The following is a 17,156-nucleotide window of genomic DNA, read 5'->3' as shown; positions in this document are numbered from 1 at the left end:
TAAAAATTGTAGTTCTTTAACCAGCAATTCTTTTATTATAAGTAGCTAAATTTGTAACGAGTTTCGAGCTACGTTCATTTAATCCCGTTATACTTACTTTCACATCACTTTGTTCATACTTCATAATAACTTTATCAATTGCGGCTACCGCTGAATCATCCCATACATGGGCGTGAGTAAAGTTCAACTCAATTTCTTTCACATTTTCATCGTAAGAAACGTTTTTTATAAAATCGGCCGTAGACGCAAAGAAAAGTTGACCATGAATTTCATATATTTTCTTATTTTCAATATATAAATGTTTCACGTGGATCTTTGCCATATTGAATGCAAATAAAACCGCACTAATTACTGTTCCGATAATTACACCTAACGCTAAATTATGTGTGATTAGAACAACGACAACCGTTACGATCATAACAAAAGCATTCCCTTTCGGCACCTTATGAATCGTTGCTACAGAGTTCCAATCAAATGTTCCGATTGAAACCATAATCATAACGGCAACTAAAGCTGCCATCGGAATATGAACAACATAATCTCCTAAAACGAATAGTAATACGATTAAAAAACCACCCGCTACAAATGTTGATAAACGACCTCGTCCACCTGATTTAATGTTAATAACAGATTGCCCAATCATTGCACATCCCGCCATTCCTCCGAAGAAACCAGCCACAATGTTTGCAATCCCTTGTCCACGTGCCTCTTTGTGCTTATTACTTTCTGTATGTGTCATATCATCTAAAACCGAAGCCGTTAATAATGACTCTAATAATCCAATAATTGCAAGCATAACTGCGTACGGTAAAATAATCCCTAATGTCTCAAGTGTAAAAGGCACGTCAGGAATACTAAAAAACGGTAATTCTTTCGGTAAGTTTCCCATATTCCCTACTGTTTTTAACTGTAATCCGCTCATAAGTGCAATGCTTGTCACTATAATAATTGAAATAAGTGTAGACGGGACAGCCGTCGTAATACGTGGAAATACATATATAATTGCAAGTCCTAATGCGACAAGTGCATACATTTGCCAAGTTGCATTTTTAAAATGTGGCAATTGCGCTGTAAAAACTAAAATGCCAAGTGAATTTAAAAAACCACTCATAACTGATTTCGGAATAAACCTCATAAATGAGCTCAGTTTGAACAAACCAAAAATAATTTGGACAATACCGGTTAATATAGTCGCGGCAAATAAATATTGCAAACCGTGATCTTTAACGAGCGTTACCATTAATAATGCCATTGCACCTGTTGCAGCTGAAATCATCCCAGTCCTTCCGCCAACAAATGAAATAGTAACCGCAATACAAAAAGCTGCGTATAATCCAACGGTCGGATCCACGCCCGCAATAACGGAGAACGCGATTGCTTCAGGAATTAATGCTAAAGCAACAACAATCCCTGATAGTACGTCCCCTTTCACGTTGGAGAACCAATCATTTTTTATCGTTTGAAACAAACTACCACTCCTCTACTCTTTTATCATTTGATTTTCTCCATAAGAAAATCTAGCCGACTGCACGAAGGCTATTATATAACGAGTAAAGGATTTTGCGCTATGTAAAAGTTTCCTAAAGAAAAAGACACCACTTTAGCAGCGTCTTTTCTCATTTCATTAATGTCCACCGTGTCCTTGACCACTTTCTTGCACAATCTCTAACCTCTCATCTAGTATACCTTGTGTTTCAAATGAAATATCACTCGTACTTCCTAATAAGAAGCCGTGATTATACGGTCCAAGTGTTGGATCATCTTTAAACTTCGGTTGGATAGTAGCAAGGAAGTCATACACTGGTTGCGAAGCTTTTCCTTCCTCCAGTAAGACAACAGGTGCATGTTTACCCATATGTGAAAACGGAGCTCCTGCAACCGCTAAATCTGGTGTTGTACTCGAAACAAACGACAAACCATGACCTGGTTTTGTAAATCCCCAGCCGAATTTCGTTTTTTCATCTTTAAATTTTGCAAACGCAATTGAATTTTCTGTCGGTGTTTCGCCACTAATACGCGTTACTTTTCCATATTTGCTTAACTCTTTTTCTACTTCTTTTGAAACAATTTTTTCTGGGCCTAATACATATATATTGGCTTTCTCTTTTCTCATCTTTAATGCCTCTATCGTAGAATCTGGTACTTTATTTTTCTCTACATACAGCAGCGGCTCTGGCATATGAGAAATCCAGTTTACAGCTGGTGTTGTGTATAAACGTCCTTCTTCTTCGGATGAACCGATAATAACGCTATTCGGATAACTTCCTGTTATATCGGCATACTCTTTATCAACACCTTTTGCAAATGTAGCGGGGTCCGTTTCTTTTATTTGTTTTACTTTATAGGCTTTTAATTGTTCAAGAGCAGCTGTCCCTACATCTCCCATCACCATAATTTGCGTTCCCTCCTTCGTTCCAAGAGGATTTAATCGTTTTATTTCTTTTAACGTCATTTCAGGTACCTTTTCTTTTTCTATAAATAAAATCGGTCCGTTGTTTGGATGATGAATAAGATCTGCACTTGCAATCCCTAATTGCCACTCGTTTACTGGTACTAAAATAACCGCGCCTGGCTGATTCTCTTTATGAGTTGCTGGCCATATCGTTTGTGAAGTTAATACTGCCATTTGCAATGGGTCAGTTGTATTTAATCTCGTCACATTTTTTAAACTTGTCGTTAATAAATCATTCGATGCACCTATATTCATTTCTTTCGGCGCAGTTACCTCCTGATTCATTTTCATTTCCGTTTTCTCTGTTTCCTTCTCTTTTGTAGATTCATGGTTTGTATGATCCATATTATTCGTTTGGCCACATGCAGCAAGACCAAATGCTGTAATTATCGTTACGCCCAAAATGCAGGTTGTTTTTTTCATTATATCGCCTCCGTATTCGTTATTATTGAGCCAATATCCTTACCTAAAGTAGAAGTTCAACTAAACAATAACAAGCAATTCTGAAGAAATTATGCAGATGCATTATAATCTGCACCATTTCTTCATGATTTTGACTTACAATTTAAGTAATACAAATGCGGAGGTACTCTATGATTGACATACTACTCGTAGACGATGAACCGAGAATGCTTGAATTATTAACGCTTTATCTCACTCCAATCGGATATAACTGCATATGTGCAGTATCTGGGGAAGAAGCTATTTCACATATAGAGAATCGAAATTTCAAATTTGTTTTACTCGATATTATGATGCCAAAGATGGACGGATGGGAAACATGTAAAAGAATTCGTTCCTTTAGTAACGTTCCTATCATTATGGTCACTGCTCGTGATCAAACAGTAGATGTCGTCCAAGGATTAAAACTCGGGGCAGATGATTACATAACAAAACCTTTCCATGAAGAAGAGCTTTTCGCGAGAATTGAAGCTGTTTTAAGGCGGACGAATGAACATAAACAAATACAATATCATAGTATTTTATGGGATGAAGCAAAGCATTCCGCCTCTGTCCATAATGAAGAACTTCTCCTCACGCCAATCGAATTCTCTTTACTCGGGTTATTTTTACGCCATGTGAACTACGTATTAAGCCGTGATCAGCTCATTGAACGAGTTTGGGGATTCAATACAAATACAGAAGATCGTACAGTCGATTCACATATTCGTAATTTGCGTGATAAATTACGAAAAGTAAACTTCCCTATCGATCATCATTTGAAAACTGTATACGGAGTTGGTTATCGATGGATTGATACCGAAGATCAAGGAGCGAAACGATGAAACGAATCTCTATTCAATTCGGATTTTATTTTTTAATTGTTACACTTTTAATCGAAAGTGTTCTATTTGTTTTGCTTTATTATAGCCTTGTAAACAATAGAGTAAATGAAGAAATGACTGCTTTATTAAAGCGTGGAAATAGTCACCGAGATGTTCTTGAAAAATATTATGACAAGCAAACAATCTCCCATGTCGCTTTAATGGAATCCGAAGCTGAAACAACTGTCGTTATTACAGATGCGAATAAAGACGTATTAGCAAAATCTAATGAAATAAACACGACTATAAAAAATCATATTAGTGGAATGCAAACTCGAACCGACCATAACGGAGCTATTATAGAAAATCATTGGAAAACGTCTAATTATATTTGTACAGTTAGCCCCATTGTAGTAGGTGGAAAACATGAAGGCTATGTGTACATGTTTCTTGAAACAAAATCCATTGAAGAGATGGTTAATAGGCTAACAAAACAATTCCTTATTGCCGGTATCATCACATTTCTACTAACAGTCATCACCATTTTTCTATTATCCCGTTTATTAACAAAACCATTGTTACACATGAAACAAGCGACCGAAAAAATGAGTAAGGGCGATTTATCAGTTTCGTTAACGACTACTCGAAATGACGAAATTGGGGAATTAGCCTCATCTATCCAAACGCTCGCAAATGATTTACATTATATGAAAACAGAAAGAAGTGAATTTCTAGCAAGTGTTGCTCACGAATTACGAACACCGTTAACATACGTAAGGGGTTATGCGGACATTGCTTTAAAAGAAACCACATCTCCTGAGCAACGTTTGCGATATTTATCTATTATAAAAGATGAGTCTGATTACATTACAAACTTAGTTCAAGATTTATTTTCACTCGCTCAAATGGAACAACATAATTTTTCTATTCAAGTAAAGGAAGTACATTTACATACCTTCTTCACTCGCATAACCGAAAAAGTAAACGCCATATATAAAGAACGATACATTAAAGTTTTTTTCACTTGTCCTCCTACACTGTTAGTAAACTTAGATGAACAGCGATTCGAACAAGTGATAGTGAACATTTTAAATAACGCCTATAGACATTCAAAAGAATATTCTCATATCAATATTTCTGTGACAGAAGAACATAAACGTATTTCCATTACAATTGAAGATGAAGGCGAAGGTATTCCGCCTGAAGAACTCCCTCACATTTTTGACCGTTTTTATCGTGTTGATAAAGCAAGAACACGTGCTACAGGCGGAACCGGTTTAGGACTATCTATCGTGAAGGAAATTGTAGAGCTACACGGCGGGAATATTTCTGTCACAAGTGAAATTGATCATGGGTCTTGCTTTACTATTTCATTGCCATTTATATAAAAACACGACTATCATCAATAGTCGTGTTTTTATTATTTTACTTTATAATATAGATTCACAAACTGTCCAAAACGTTTCGTATCCGTTAAAGTTAAATGAATTTCTGGATTCTTGTCTTGAAATAACGGAACGCCAGAACCTAATATGTGAGGGGTAATCGTGACAACATATTCATCAATTAGATTATTCTTAAAGAACTCTCTCAGTAGGCTTCCTCCACCGACCATCCATATTTTAGATCCTTCCTGCTCTTTTAACTTTTTTACAAACTCCACTATATCTTCATTTACAAACTCTACATGTTCGTTTGAACCTTTTTCTGAATTAGAAAAAACATAACATTTTTCATTAACGTACGGAAAGGTTTCCGTATGCTCTACTACATAATCGTACGTTTTCTTTCCCATAATTATTGTATCAATTGTTTCATACATTTCTGTATAACCGTTATCTCCTTCACCTTCCGTTTCCATTAACCACTCTAAATCATCATTTTCTTTCGCAATATATCCGTCTAAGCTCGCCGCTATAAACAAAACAATCTCACGTGACATATCTATTCCTCCTTGCATCTCATCTTGATAACATTATGATATAAACAATATACTAACAATAAAACACGACAATTTATGTCATGTTTAAAAAAGAAAAAAGGTGATACATTTGTCAAAAGCTAAACGCTTATTAGATATTCTTATATTTGCTTCTGCGAAAAAAACATTTACAGCTCAAGAAATAGCTGATGAATTTAATATTTCCGTCCGTACGGTTCATAGATACATTTTAGATTTAAGTGATATGGGGTTACCTATTTATGCTGAACAAGGTCGTAACGGAGGATATAAAGTATTAACGAATAGAGTAATTCCCCCTATTTTATTTACGGAAGAAGAAGCGGTCTCTATCTTTTTTGCATTTCAATCTTTAAGCTACTACCGAGACTTGCCTTTTAATGCAGAGATTAATTCTGTTACGCATAAACTGTATAGCTCTCTACAACATGATGCGAAAGCGAAAGTTGATAAAATACGTTCTTATATTGCCTTTTGGAATCCGAAAAGAACTATTGATACACCACTTTTAAAAGAAGTATTAACTGCCGCCATTGAAAATAAAAATTTACACTTTCAATACGAATCTAAATCAGGAATAAAAACAAAACATGTTCATCCTATCGGTGTATATGCTCATGACGGGCTATGGTACTTACCATCCTATGACTTTAGTAGAAAAAAAGTATTATTGTATCGCGTCGATCGTATTCTCTCTATATTATCCACAGAAGAAAATGAAGATACATTCATGAATTTAGAAGAGTGGTTTACCTCTAACTATAACGTAGTACACAGTCCTACTCAGTTACATGTTTTACTAACAACAGAAGGTGTACGCCAATGTAAAAGCGTTCCTTACCTTGAAGAGTTTGTTGTAGTAAACGAAGATGGAACAGGATATATACATTCAACAATTGATAAAGGTGAAGTCAATTTTATTACCCCTTTATTTTATAGACTTGGAAAAGATGTAAAAGTGTTAGAACCGAAAGAATTGATAGATGGTTTACGTATACGCGCGAAAGAAATTTTACATATGTATGAAGACGAAAAAAGCTGCTAAATATAAGCAGCTTTTTGGTTCAGTTGTTCCTATTGTTTTTACTATTGACGAATATCAAACCACCAACGATGTTTCGCATTCATATTTTCAGTTTCGCCAGTTCCTCTGTAATTGAAAGCATCCAAAAAGATTGAATCTAGTTTATCCTCATCTACAAAATAACCTAAGTTAACTTTTACCGTTTCTCCCGGTCGGATACTGCCAATATTGTAAAAGCTTTTCCCGTCTCCGTGAGGTTCTAAATAATCCACTTCACCCGTCATAATATTTCTTTCTGCAATTCCATCTTTCCCAGCATAATTCCATACATTACCCTTACTTTTGAGTACTTGCATGGATGGATGCATATAGATTTCTTTTGTCGCCTGTTTACCTATATTTTTCACTGTTGTTGTCAGGTAGACAAATTTAGGATGAATTAATTTCGACTCTACTAATTGATCAATTGAATCTTTACCATTTCCAAGTTTATATTCATCTCGTCTATATGGTATCAATTGTCCTACTTGATCCAAAGCTTGATTCTCGCTTAGTCTCCCTAATCCCGTTTCATTAAAGTTTTCATGCTTAAAATCTTTGATTGAATCAAAAACTTCAACTTTTTCTATCACATATTCAATTTTGCTGTTATCCATAGATATCGTTACTGGAACCTTTTGCCCTATATGAAATAGTTGTTTGCTATCTTTTTTCAAAGGAATCACCTTAGTTGTTTTAGGCTTACTTTCTTCGCTAAAATACTTTTTATCATAATCTGTTATATGTGATGCCTTTTCTTTTGACGTAGGCTCAAGTGAAATGTTTCCTAACACATCCAGCATTTGTTCTTCGTTTATATCGTTTCCAATATAACTTTGTAACATAATTCCCTCTTCCTCAAAATAGAGAAAAATCACCCTATTAAACATTAAATCTTTATTTCCAGTGTCTTTATGAACAATCACTGCTTTTTTACCATTTATCTCCTTTTCCTCATAACTTTTCGAATACATAGTTTGAAAATCCGAGTTTTTTCCTATCCTCCAAAGAGCGAATGAAAATCCCCCCTTTGCGTAGTTATCTTTAAATGAATATTTCATAGCACTGTCATCAATCGCTTCCATATTTTCTGGTAATTTACCAACCTTCAACTTATACCACTGATCACTCTTTTTCGAATCCTTATTTGTTACTGAAACATTTACTTCGTAATTTTGTTTTTGAACAATCATATTATAAACTTTCACTGCACCAAAAACGGTTGTCGGCATACCAATCAATAAACAGGCAGCAGCGATTAACATACGATGTCTTTTACGCTTTTTCTGTGGTCGCTCGCCCTTCAGCTTCATTTCTTCCATAAACAATTTCTTTTTGCGCGTATATGTATGTGAAAATTCATGTTGTTCTTCGAGTTTATCAAAATCATCTAAAGCAATTTTTTCAGCAAGGTCATACATTTCTTTGGAGTTCTTTGAATTCGTCATGTTGTATACCTCCTATCATATTTTGAACTCGTTTTCGAGCACGCTCAAACTGCTTACGGACATTAACCTCCGTTATCCCCATGACACTTGAAATTTCTTGATACGTTAAGTTATAGAAGACTTTGTACTTAAATACCTGTCTATTAGATTCATTTAACTCTTTTAGCAATGTATCAATTTGAACCTCAGACATTGTACGTTTTTCCCACTCTTCAATATTTTCATCTACTGCTTCTGTTGATTCTCTTTCATATTCTTCTAAAAATGTTTCATGTCGTTTATTTTTCCGGTAACTATCAATTGCCTTGTTTTTTGCGACCCTCAAAATGTAGCGTTTAAGCTCTTCAGTATTCAAACTATGAAGTTTTTCCAAGTTCTTATAAAGAGTAATAAATGTCTCTTGAACCGCATCTTCAGCCTGTTGAATATTATTTAAAATAGAATACGCTACATAATAAACTTTTTGTTCATACAACTCATATAGCTCTTCCATCTTTTCATAATCGTTGTTTGTAACTTTCATATAATTCCTCCTCTCACTCTATATAACGAATGGACGATATAATTTGTGACACTACAGCATTCTTTAATATATAAAATCGAATAATAGAATAAACAAAAGCCCAATTTCTCTATTTTAACTGAGAAATTGGGCTTTTGTTTATTAGAATTTTCCTGATTGTATCTCTAAGAAAAATCCTCTTACACCTTTTCAATATGCAGTATTTGCTCTATCGCTTCTTTTAACAAATTCTTTGTCTCTTCTAAGTTATGATTTTTCTTGTCTCCCGGTTGTACTGCATAAAACTCGGCAAATGAGCGCTCTTTATACCTTGGTACGACATGCATATGATAGTGCGTTAGTTCGTTAAAGATTCCACCATTTTGACAAATTGTAATTCCATCTAGTTTATATAGTACCTTAATTGCTTTTGCAATAATCTTAGACGCATCCATAATCGATTTTGCTACAATATCATCTAATTCATCTACCTCTAAAACATGTTGCTTTGGCACAATTAAAGTATGTCCTGGATAGAAAGGTTCATGATCTAAAAAGCAAGTCACATAGTCATCTTCATATACTTTATATATCATTTCTTCTTCGTTTGCTAATTTACAACCTAAACATTTCATGATACTTCCCCCTCTGTTAAAAACAGAAAAACGTGAGAGCCGTATTCTCACGTTTTTCTATTTCACTTTATTAGTTCAATTGTTTCCGTAACCTTTATACTATCTTTTACAGATTGAACAATCGTGCAATTTTTCACCGCAAGTTGCAGCGCCTTGTCCAACTGCTCTTCTGTAATGTTTTCCGCTTTAATTTTATAATGCAAATGAATACTTTCAACTGGCTTTGATAAAGCTTCACTTCTACCAATTTCAGTCTCAATTGTAAACGTATCGTATGCAATGCGTTTCTTTTCTAAAATTGTGCGAAAGACAATTGCACTGCATCCCGCGATGGAAGAAACGAGTAATTGTAACGGTGAATACCCGTTTTCTTTTCCAATCGCTAATGGACCATATGATAAATCTGCCTCTATATCATCGTGTTTGATTGTTAGTTTCATGTGTATTTTCCATCTCCACTTTCATCGGCTTCTTCCGTTTCTTACTTATATAATAATATATGTAGCAGAAAATGATAAATGGAATACCACAATATAACGCCATTCTTTGTTCTGGAATAAATGCTAAGCTAATAACAACGATGCTATTTGTAATTAAAGCTAAAATTGGAACAATCGGATATAAAGGCGTTTTATACTTTAAATCCTCTAATTTCCCTCCGCCTTTGATATACTGACTTCTAAAGCGTAGTTGTGATAAAGCAATAATGATCCAACTTGAAACAGCCGATAAACCAGCTATAGATAATAAGTACATATATACTGTATCTTCTGCAAGGAAGCTTGTTAATAAGGATAATGCTGCAACAGCAATCGTTACGACTAGTGCTGTAATTGGAATACCTCGTTTATTTACTTTCTTGAAAGAAGTTGGTGCCATTCCTTCATTTGCAAGTGACCATAGTATACGCGTTGCTGCATATAATCCTGAGTTCGCTACAGATAATAAAGCAGTAATAATAACGAAGTTCATAATATCAGCTGCATATGGAATACCGATTTTATCAAATACAACTACGAATGGACTTTCAATTACTCCAGCTTCTTTCCAAGAAATTAATCCTACTAAAATTGTCATTGTTAAGATGAAGAATATCATAATACGCCATACTGTATTACGAATTGCACGTGGAATTGTTTTTTCAGGCTCCTGACTCTCTCCTGCTGCAATCCCGATTAACTCTGTTCCTTGGAACGAGAAGTTAACTGTAATCATCGTAAGTAATACCGCTGCCAGTCCATTCGGGAATAGCCCGCCATCACTTACAAAGTTAGAGAAAAGAGGTGCTGCTTCTTTTCCGTCATATGGTATAAATCCTAATAATGCACTACCACCAAGAACGATAAATGCAAGAATTGTAACTACTTTAATACTAGAGAACCAAAACTCTAATTCAGCATAACTTTTTGCTGATATCGCATTGGAAGCATATAAAATAACCCCGAATACAAGACACCATACCCAAACATCAACATTCGGAAACCATCTTTTCATCATTAAACCAATCGACGTTAATTCTAATCCTACTGTTACTGCCCATCCAATCCAGTATAGCCAGCCGATCATAAACCCTGTTCCCGGTCCAATAAACTTCGTTGCATACTTTTGGAAAGAACCTGAAACTGGCATCGCTACCGTTAGCTCTCCAAGACAAAGCATTGTTAAATACATAATAAATCCGCCCACTAAATAAGAGAGAATTGCTCCCCCTGGTCCAGCCTGATTAATAGTATAACCTGACCCTAGAAAAAAGCCCGTCCCGATTACACCACCAAGTGCGATCATAAATAAATGTCTACTCTTCATCGTACGATGTAATTTCTCATTCGTTGTTTGCTGCATCTTAATCCTCCCCTGCAAATACCCCTGTCTCTTTTTAAAATTTTCTGATAATAAAAATATACACGAAAGCGATTACAATTTCTATATAAAATTAAAACTTTTCTGATAAAACAATACAAAAAATCGAATCATTGTAAGATTAAGATTCTATTTAGAGGAAAATAAGGATAAACAAGGAAAAACCCTCACATATATTGTAAGGGTTAACGGAGTTCTAATCTTCTCGATAAAATTGATAAACTGTAATTTACGATAAAGTACATACAAGCTACTACTATAAAAGTCGGAATCATATAATTTACATTCTGTCCGCTAATAATTTGAGCGTTATGCATAAGTTCTGGTAATGATATAACAACTGCGAGCGATGTATCTTTCAGTAATGAAATAAACTGACTAACAAGCGGCGGGACCATTCTTCTTAATGCTTGTGGCAAAATAATATGCCACAGCGCTTGAACATACGTTAATCCGGAAGACCTCGCTGCTTCGATTTGCCCTTTTTCGATAGATAATAGACCACTTCGAACAATTTCAGATATCATTGCAGCTTCAAATATTGTTAAAGCGACAATTGTGGCTGTTATAATTTCTAATTTCAAGCCCGCTTCAGGCAGTGCAAAATACGTAAAAAATATAATTAAAAGTAACGGTAAATTCCGAATTACTTCAACGATACAACCTAGTATTTGTGAGACGACGGGTATTTTTGTATACCGCATAATCCCTATTACACTACCAATAATAAAGCTAAGTACAATTGCTACGAGCGCTACCTCTAATGTTATAAGCAATCCTTTTAATAAAAATAGAATATGATCACCTGTTATTGCTCCCTTAAAATCCATTTACACCGCCTCCTTTGCCAAGCGTTTTTCTAAATAACGCACTAGCATACTGAGCGGAATTGTTAATATTAAATAAAACATCCCAACAAATATATATACATCAAACGTAACAAACGTCTTCGTTGAAATTAAGTCTCCTTGATACATTAAATCTGTCCCAGCAATAATTCCGAGTATAGAAGAATTTTTAACTAAATTGAGAAATTGATTTCCTAGAGGAGGGATTACGATTTTCACCGCTTGGGGTAAGACAATATAATACATTCCCTGCACATACGTTAATCCTGAAGAGCGCGCCGCTTCCATTTGACCTTTCGCAACTGATAAAATACCAGCGCGAATTACTTCTGCAATAAATGCTGCCGTATATATCGTAAGCGTAACTGTCCCCGCTACAAAACCATTTAACGTAATTCCTATTACAGGTAACGCGAAATAAAATATAAATGCAATTAATACGAGCGGAATATTTCTTACAAACTCTACAAAAACAGATCCCATCCAATTTAAAATACGAATAGGTGCAATACGCATTACCGCCAAAATTACTCCTAAAATAAAACTTCCTATTAATGCAATTACACTAGACATCACTGTATACTTAAATCCTTCTAAATACATATCAATGTTATTCGTTAATATAGAAAAATCAGGCACATATTCTCCCCTCTTTCTTTACAAGAAGAGGATGAGTATCTCTCATCCTCTCATCCTTATTATTTATTCCAATTAGTTTCACTTTATTTTTCTTGTTTTTGACCGATCCATTTTTCATATAATTTATCGTATTCTCCATTAGCTTTCATATCTTTTAATAAACTATTAATCTCTTTCGTTAAATCATCCGCACCTTTTTGCACGGCAATGCCGTACGGTTCATCCGTAAAAATTTTCCCTACAACTTCATAATTAGAATCTTGTTTTGCCATTCCATAAAGAATTGCATTATCTGTCGTTAAAACATCACCTTTACCTGCTTTTAACGCTGTAAATGCTTCACTGTAATTTTCAAATTCTAATACAGTTGATTCTGGTGATTTTTGACGTATATTATTTGTAGACGTTGAACCTTTTACAGCTAATACCTTCACACCTTTTTTCACATCATCAATACTTTTAATATTGCTTCCTTTTTTCACAAGTAACGATTGCCCTGCTTTAAAATATACATCTGAAAAATCAACCTCTTTTTTACGTTCTTCTGTAATTGTCATTGTCGCGATAATTGCATCAATATCACCATTTTTTAACATTGGAATACGTGTTTTAGACGTTACTTCTTTCAGCTCTAGCTTCTTTTCATCACCAAGAATTTTTTTCGCAAGCGCCTTCGCGATATCAACATCGAACCCTTCTACCTGCCCTGTTGAAGGATTTTTCAGCCCAAATAAATTCGTATCATTCTTCACCCCAACTACTAATTTCCCACGCTTCTTAATTTGCTCAACGACTCCACCTTGCTTCGTATTCGTTTCTTTCGCCTCATCTTTTTTACTTCCACATCCAGCAATGATAAGCACGAATAAACATGAAAATACGATTAAGGTAAACAACTTTTTCATTTTAAGCATGAAATTCCTCCTTTAATGATTTAACACTCGGCTTAAAAATAAACGAGCTCTTTCTTGTTCAGGATTTGCAAAAAATTGTGCCGGTGTTGTATCCTCGATAATTTGGCCGTCATCCATAAATAAAATTCGATCCGCGACCTCACGTGCAAATCCCATTTCATGTGTGACGACAACCATCGTCATCCCTTCTTTAGCCAGCATTTTCATAACATCAAGTACTTCCCCAATCATCTCTGGATCAAGGGCAGACGTAGGCTCATCAAATAGCATAATTTTTGGCTGCATCGTAAGTCCCCTAGCAATCGCTACCCTTTGCTGTTGACCTCCTGATAATTGATGCGGGTATACACCAGCCTTCTCCGGGATTCCTACTTTCTCTAGATAAAACATCGCTGTTTTCTCTGCTTCTTCTTTTGAAACTTTATTTACTTTAATCGGTGCTAGTGTAATATTTTGAAGAACTGTTTTATGTGGGTATAAATAAAAATGCTGAAAAACCATCCCAATATTTCGGCGTAATTCATTCATATTTATTTTTTTATTGTGCACTTCTGTATTTTGTACAATTAATTCTCCATCTGTAATGGTCTCCAATTGGTTTATACACCGAAGTAGTGTGCTTTTTCCTGATCCTGAAGGACCAACTACTACCACCACTTCACCCTTTTTCACTTGCACATTAATATTTTTCAAAACTTGCAAGTTACCGTAATATTTATTTACGTTACGAAACTCTATCAACATACTCCCCCCTTTCCCTAAACAAAGCATGTACATTCTTTTTATATTCAAAAATAGGCAAAAAAATAACTTTCAGCTTCATTTTGTCCATAAAAAAAGCAAAGGGATTTTCCCTTTGCTTTTTCATTTCTATTAAGATACTTCTTCTTTCTTATCTTTTCCGTATTCATGCTCCCAAAAATCAGCATTTTTAATTCCTAATGGCCCTGGATCGAATACTGGATCTTTGCCTTCTTTTTTCTGTTTTTCATAATCCTTTAATGCAACTAATGCTGGCTTTTGTAATAATAAAATCGCTATAATATTAACCCAAGCCATAATACCTACACCGATATCGCCTAAAGCCCAAGCTGTTGCTGCTGTTTTTATACACCCATAGAATACTGCTCCTAAAAATACAAACTTTAGTATCATGGACAGCCAAGGACGATCTTTATCACGATTTAAGTACGCGATATTCGTTTCTGCAATGTAGTAATACGCCATTATCGTTGTAAACGCGAAGAATAATAGCGAGATTGCGACGAAACCGTTTCCAAAACCAGGGAATACAGATTCTACCGCTGCCTGTGTATATCCAGGTCCTGGCTGCGCACCGTTTAGTTTATTAACGATAAAGTTTTTTCCGCTTGCATCAAATACGTTATACATGCCTGTAATAATCATCATAAATGCTGTTGCTGAACAAACAAATAATGTATCAATGTAAACGGAAAATGCTTGCACTAAACCTTGTTTAGCTGGATGTGATACTTCAGCCGCTGCTGCTGCGTGTGGTCCAGTTCCTTGCCCTGCTTCATTAGAATAAATACCACGTTTTACTCCCCAAGAAATTGCTAAACCGATAATACCACCAAAAGCTGCTTCTAATGCAAAAGCACTTCTTATAATTAACATAAATGCTTCTGGTAATTTTTCAATATTCATAGCGACAATAACGCAAGCTACTAAAATATAACCAACTGCCATAAACGGTACGACAACTTGCGCTACGTTAACAATTCTCTTTACTCCACCGAAAATGATAAGAGCTAATACAACTACTAATAACGCTCCTGATACTGTAGTGTTAATTCCAAAAGCTGTTTCTAAACTTACAGCAATACTATTCGCTTGAACACCCGGTAATAAAAGTCCTGTTGCAAGAATTGTTGCTGCAACGAATACTAAAGCATACCATTTAACCCCTAAACCTTTTTCAATGTAATAAGCAGGACCACCTCGGAACTGCCCTTGATGTTTCGTCTTGTATATTTGTGCTAATGTCGATTCTACATAAGCAGAACCTGCTCCTAAAAAGGCTACTGCCCACATCCAAAATACAGCCCCTGGCCCACCGAATGCAACCGCTGTTGCTACCCCAGCAATATTCCCTGTCCCAACACGTCCTGATAACGAAAGTGCTAACGCCTGGAATGAAGAAACACCAGCCTCTGATTTTTCTCCCTGAAATGTAAGCTTCACCATTTCTCCTACATGCCTTACTTGTAAAAACCTCGTCCGAATAGAAAAATATAAACCTACTCCTAAACATAAATAAACAAGTGCGGGACTCCAAACAATATTATTTAACCAATTTACGAAAGCTTCCACCATTCCCCCTCCTTCTTTATAAAGAATATTCAGAATATATATAAAATTATAAGTGCATAACGAATCTATAACAATATTATTTTAATAAAACAAACATATTTTTGCATAAAAAAACAAAGTATATATTTGTTTTATATACTTTGTTTTGAAAGAAATGTATTATATATTCACAATCGCTTCATTTTTTATAATTCTTCCATATAGCTCTTCTGATAATTTCCGGAGATTATCTGGCATATCTTTCCCTTTAAACTTCTTCTGGAGCGTCCCGTATAAACCTATATCACGTAAACGTAAAAATAACGGCAACGATTCATACCAACTATCCGCCAGCCTATGCTCATATTCGTATCCCGTTCTTAACACTTGTAACTGTTTACGCGCAAATTCCGTTTTCTCCTCCGCTGTCCACGGTGTAAAAAGAACCGAGTAATAAAGAACCATTGCCAAATCATGAATGAAGTAATTATAAGATGCATCATCAAAATCAAAGATTGTTAGCTCTTTTCCATTATAATGAAAATTACCTGGATGAATATCACCGTGCATAAGACCGAACGTTTCCTTTTCGATTGGCAACAGCTTGATTTCATCCATTAACACCGTAGCAGTCTCTTTCACTTTCTCATCTTCTAATTCATTAACAATGCTACTTTCATCCTCTTCCCACGTATCACGGTAAACTGTTTTAGGGTAATTCATTGTAAGACGATGCAGTTGTCCAATTGCTTTTCCCCATGCTTTAAAGTAAGAATACCCCCAATACGGCGATTCCTCTCCTTTTACTTGCTCACCTTTTGCATATGTAAATAAAGATGCGAAAAAGAAAGTCCCATCCTCTGCTATAAGTTCTTCTACAAGATTTTGAGATGCTGAATAGAGAGGTCCTGCTACCTTTGCACCGTTCTCCGCAACATACCGTAAAAAATCTAGTTCAGCCTCTACCTCTTTTTTAGATCGATGAGAAGAATGTGTTAAACGTAATACGTAATCTTCATTATTTTTATCCTTCGCCTTAAAAATATAATTTTCAAAATCACCAAGTGGCTTGTCTTCCACTGTTACATGAAATGCCTTTGTTGCTCTTGCTAAAATTTCTTGTGAAAAAACTCGTTCTACAGTTATTTCCATATATATCCCTCCTATATCCCTTATCTAATTCAATAGTAACAAGAAAAAGTACTGCTTTAATATTAAATAATCCAAGCATAAATTTCTCACAAAAAACAAAAATTA

16 protein-coding genes and 1 pseudogene are annotated in these 17,156 nt (G+C 35.2%); 3 read left to right on the top strand and 14 right to left on the bottom strand.

The window, feature by feature from the left end:
- Positions 1–16: 16 nt before the first annotated feature.
- Complete coding sequence (locus ACQKNI_RS22215; protein WP_098357167.1) at positions 17–1,468, bottom strand: SulP family inorganic anion transporter; 1,452 nt, start codon at positions 1,466–1,468, stop codon at positions 17–19.
- Positions 1,469–1,624: 156 nt separating this feature from the next.
- The gene (locus tag ACQKNI_RS22210; protein ID WP_088232542.1) at positions 1,625–2,875 is read right to left on the bottom strand and encodes an ArsR family transcriptional regulator; all 1,251 of its coding nucleotides are present in this window, start codon (positions 2,873–2,875) and stop codon (positions 1,625–1,627) included.
- Between the two features lie 170 nt (positions 2,876–3,045).
- On the opposite strand from ACQKNI_RS22210, the gene ACQKNI_RS22205 reads away from it, so the two are divergent.
- Both ACQKNI_RS22205 and ACQKNI_RS22200 read left to right on the top strand, forming a co-directional pair.
- Complete coding sequence (locus ACQKNI_RS22205) at positions 3,046–3,738, top strand: response regulator transcription factor (protein ID WP_088232541.1); 693 nt, start codon at positions 3,046–3,048, stop codon at positions 3,736–3,738.
- Positions 3,735–5,105, top strand: a complete 1,371-nt coding sequence (locus ACQKNI_RS22200) for an ATP-binding protein (RefSeq protein ID WP_427282694.1) — start codon at positions 3,735–3,737, stop codon at positions 5,103–5,105. The genes ACQKNI_RS22205 and ACQKNI_RS22200 overlap by 4 nt, the downstream gene beginning before the upstream one ends.
- Positions 5,106–5,137: 32 nt before the next feature.
- Here ACQKNI_RS22200 and ACQKNI_RS22195 read toward each other — a convergent pair whose 3' ends face one another.
- Positions 5,138–5,659 carry a dihydrofolate reductase family protein gene (locus tag ACQKNI_RS22195; protein ID WP_088232539.1) on the bottom strand — a complete coding sequence of 174 codons (522 nt, stop codon included), beginning with the start codon at positions 5,657–5,659 and terminating at the stop codon, positions 5,138–5,140.
- Between the two features lie 109 nt (positions 5,660–5,768).
- Here ACQKNI_RS22195 and ACQKNI_RS22190 point away from each other — a divergent pair, with 109 nt between their 5' ends.
- The gene (locus tag ACQKNI_RS22190) at positions 5,769–6,722 is read left to right on the top strand and encodes a helix-turn-helix transcriptional regulator (protein WP_427282693.1); all 954 of its coding nucleotides are present in this window, start codon (positions 5,769–5,771) and stop codon (positions 6,720–6,722) included.
- Between the two features lie 41 nt (positions 6,723–6,763).
- On the opposite strand, the gene ACQKNI_RS22185 is transcribed toward ACQKNI_RS22190, so the two are convergent.
- From ACQKNI_RS22185 to ACQKNI_RS22135, 11 genes and pseudogenes are all read right to left on the bottom strand, one after another.
- Positions 6,764–8,188 carry an anti-sigma factor gene (locus tag ACQKNI_RS22185; RefSeq protein ID WP_088232537.1) on the bottom strand — a complete coding sequence of 475 codons (1,425 nt, stop codon included), beginning with the start codon at positions 8,186–8,188 and terminating at the stop codon, positions 6,764–6,766.
- Complete coding sequence (locus ACQKNI_RS22180; protein ID WP_088232536.1) at positions 8,154–8,711, bottom strand: RNA polymerase sigma factor; 558 nt, start codon at positions 8,709–8,711, stop codon at positions 8,154–8,156. Before ACQKNI_RS22180 ends, ACQKNI_RS22185 begins: the two co-directional genes overlap by 35 nt.
- A 179-nt stretch (positions 8,712–8,890) precedes the next feature.
- A complete protein-coding gene (locus ACQKNI_RS22175; RefSeq protein ID WP_088232535.1) occupies positions 8,891–9,325 on the bottom strand; it encodes an HIT family protein in 435 nt (144 codons plus the stop codon).
- A 62-nt stretch (positions 9,326–9,387) separates the two neighbouring features.
- Positions 9,388–9,765, bottom strand: a complete 378-nt coding sequence (locus tag ACQKNI_RS22170) for an OsmC family protein (RefSeq protein ID WP_088232534.1) — start codon at positions 9,763–9,765, stop codon at positions 9,388–9,390.
- Positions 9,740–11,167, bottom strand: a complete 1,428-nt coding sequence (locus tag ACQKNI_RS22165) for an amino acid permease (RefSeq protein ID WP_088232533.1) — start codon at positions 11,165–11,167, stop codon at positions 9,740–9,742. Before ACQKNI_RS22165 ends, ACQKNI_RS22170 begins: the two co-directional genes overlap by 26 nt.
- A 203-nt stretch (positions 11,168–11,370) precedes the next feature.
- Complete coding sequence (locus ACQKNI_RS22160; RefSeq protein WP_098253300.1) at positions 11,371–12,015, bottom strand: amino acid ABC transporter permease; 645 nt, start codon at positions 12,013–12,015, stop codon at positions 11,371–11,373.
- Positions 12,016–12,672, bottom strand: a complete 657-nt coding sequence (locus tag ACQKNI_RS22155) for an amino acid ABC transporter permease (RefSeq protein ID WP_098253299.1) — start codon at positions 12,670–12,672, stop codon at positions 12,016–12,018. It lies immediately after the preceding gene.
- Between the two features lie 83 nt (positions 12,673–12,755).
- Positions 12,756–13,586 carry a glutamine ABC transporter substrate-binding protein GlnH gene (gene glnH / locus ACQKNI_RS22150; protein ID WP_427282692.1) on the bottom strand — a complete coding sequence of 277 codons (831 nt, stop codon included), beginning with the start codon at positions 13,584–13,586 and terminating at the stop codon, positions 12,756–12,758.
- A gap of 12 nt (positions 13,587–13,598) precedes the next feature.
- Positions 13,599–14,418, bottom strand: a pseudogene (locus ACQKNI_RS22145) (amino acid ABC transporter ATP-binding protein).
- A 41-nt stretch (positions 14,419–14,459) separates the two neighbouring features.
- Entirely contained in the window at positions 14,460–15,920 is a 1,461-nt protein-coding gene (locus ACQKNI_RS22140) for an alanine/glycine:cation symporter family protein (RefSeq protein WP_088232527.1), read from the bottom strand.
- Between the two features lie 159 nt (positions 15,921–16,079).
- A complete protein-coding gene (locus ACQKNI_RS22135; RefSeq protein ID WP_427282691.1) occupies positions 16,080–17,051 on the bottom strand; it encodes a phosphotransferase enzyme family protein in 972 nt (323 codons plus the stop codon).
- Positions 17,052–17,156 lie beyond the last annotated feature (105 nt).

It is taken from the genome of Bacillus sp. NPDC094064, from assembly GCF_050279585.1.
Classification (GTDB): Bacteria; Bacillota; Bacilli; order Bacillales; family Bacillaceae_G; genus Bacillus_A.
The sequence above is the reverse complement of the archived record's forward strand: the minus strand, read 5'-3'. Positions and strand labels throughout refer to the sequence as shown.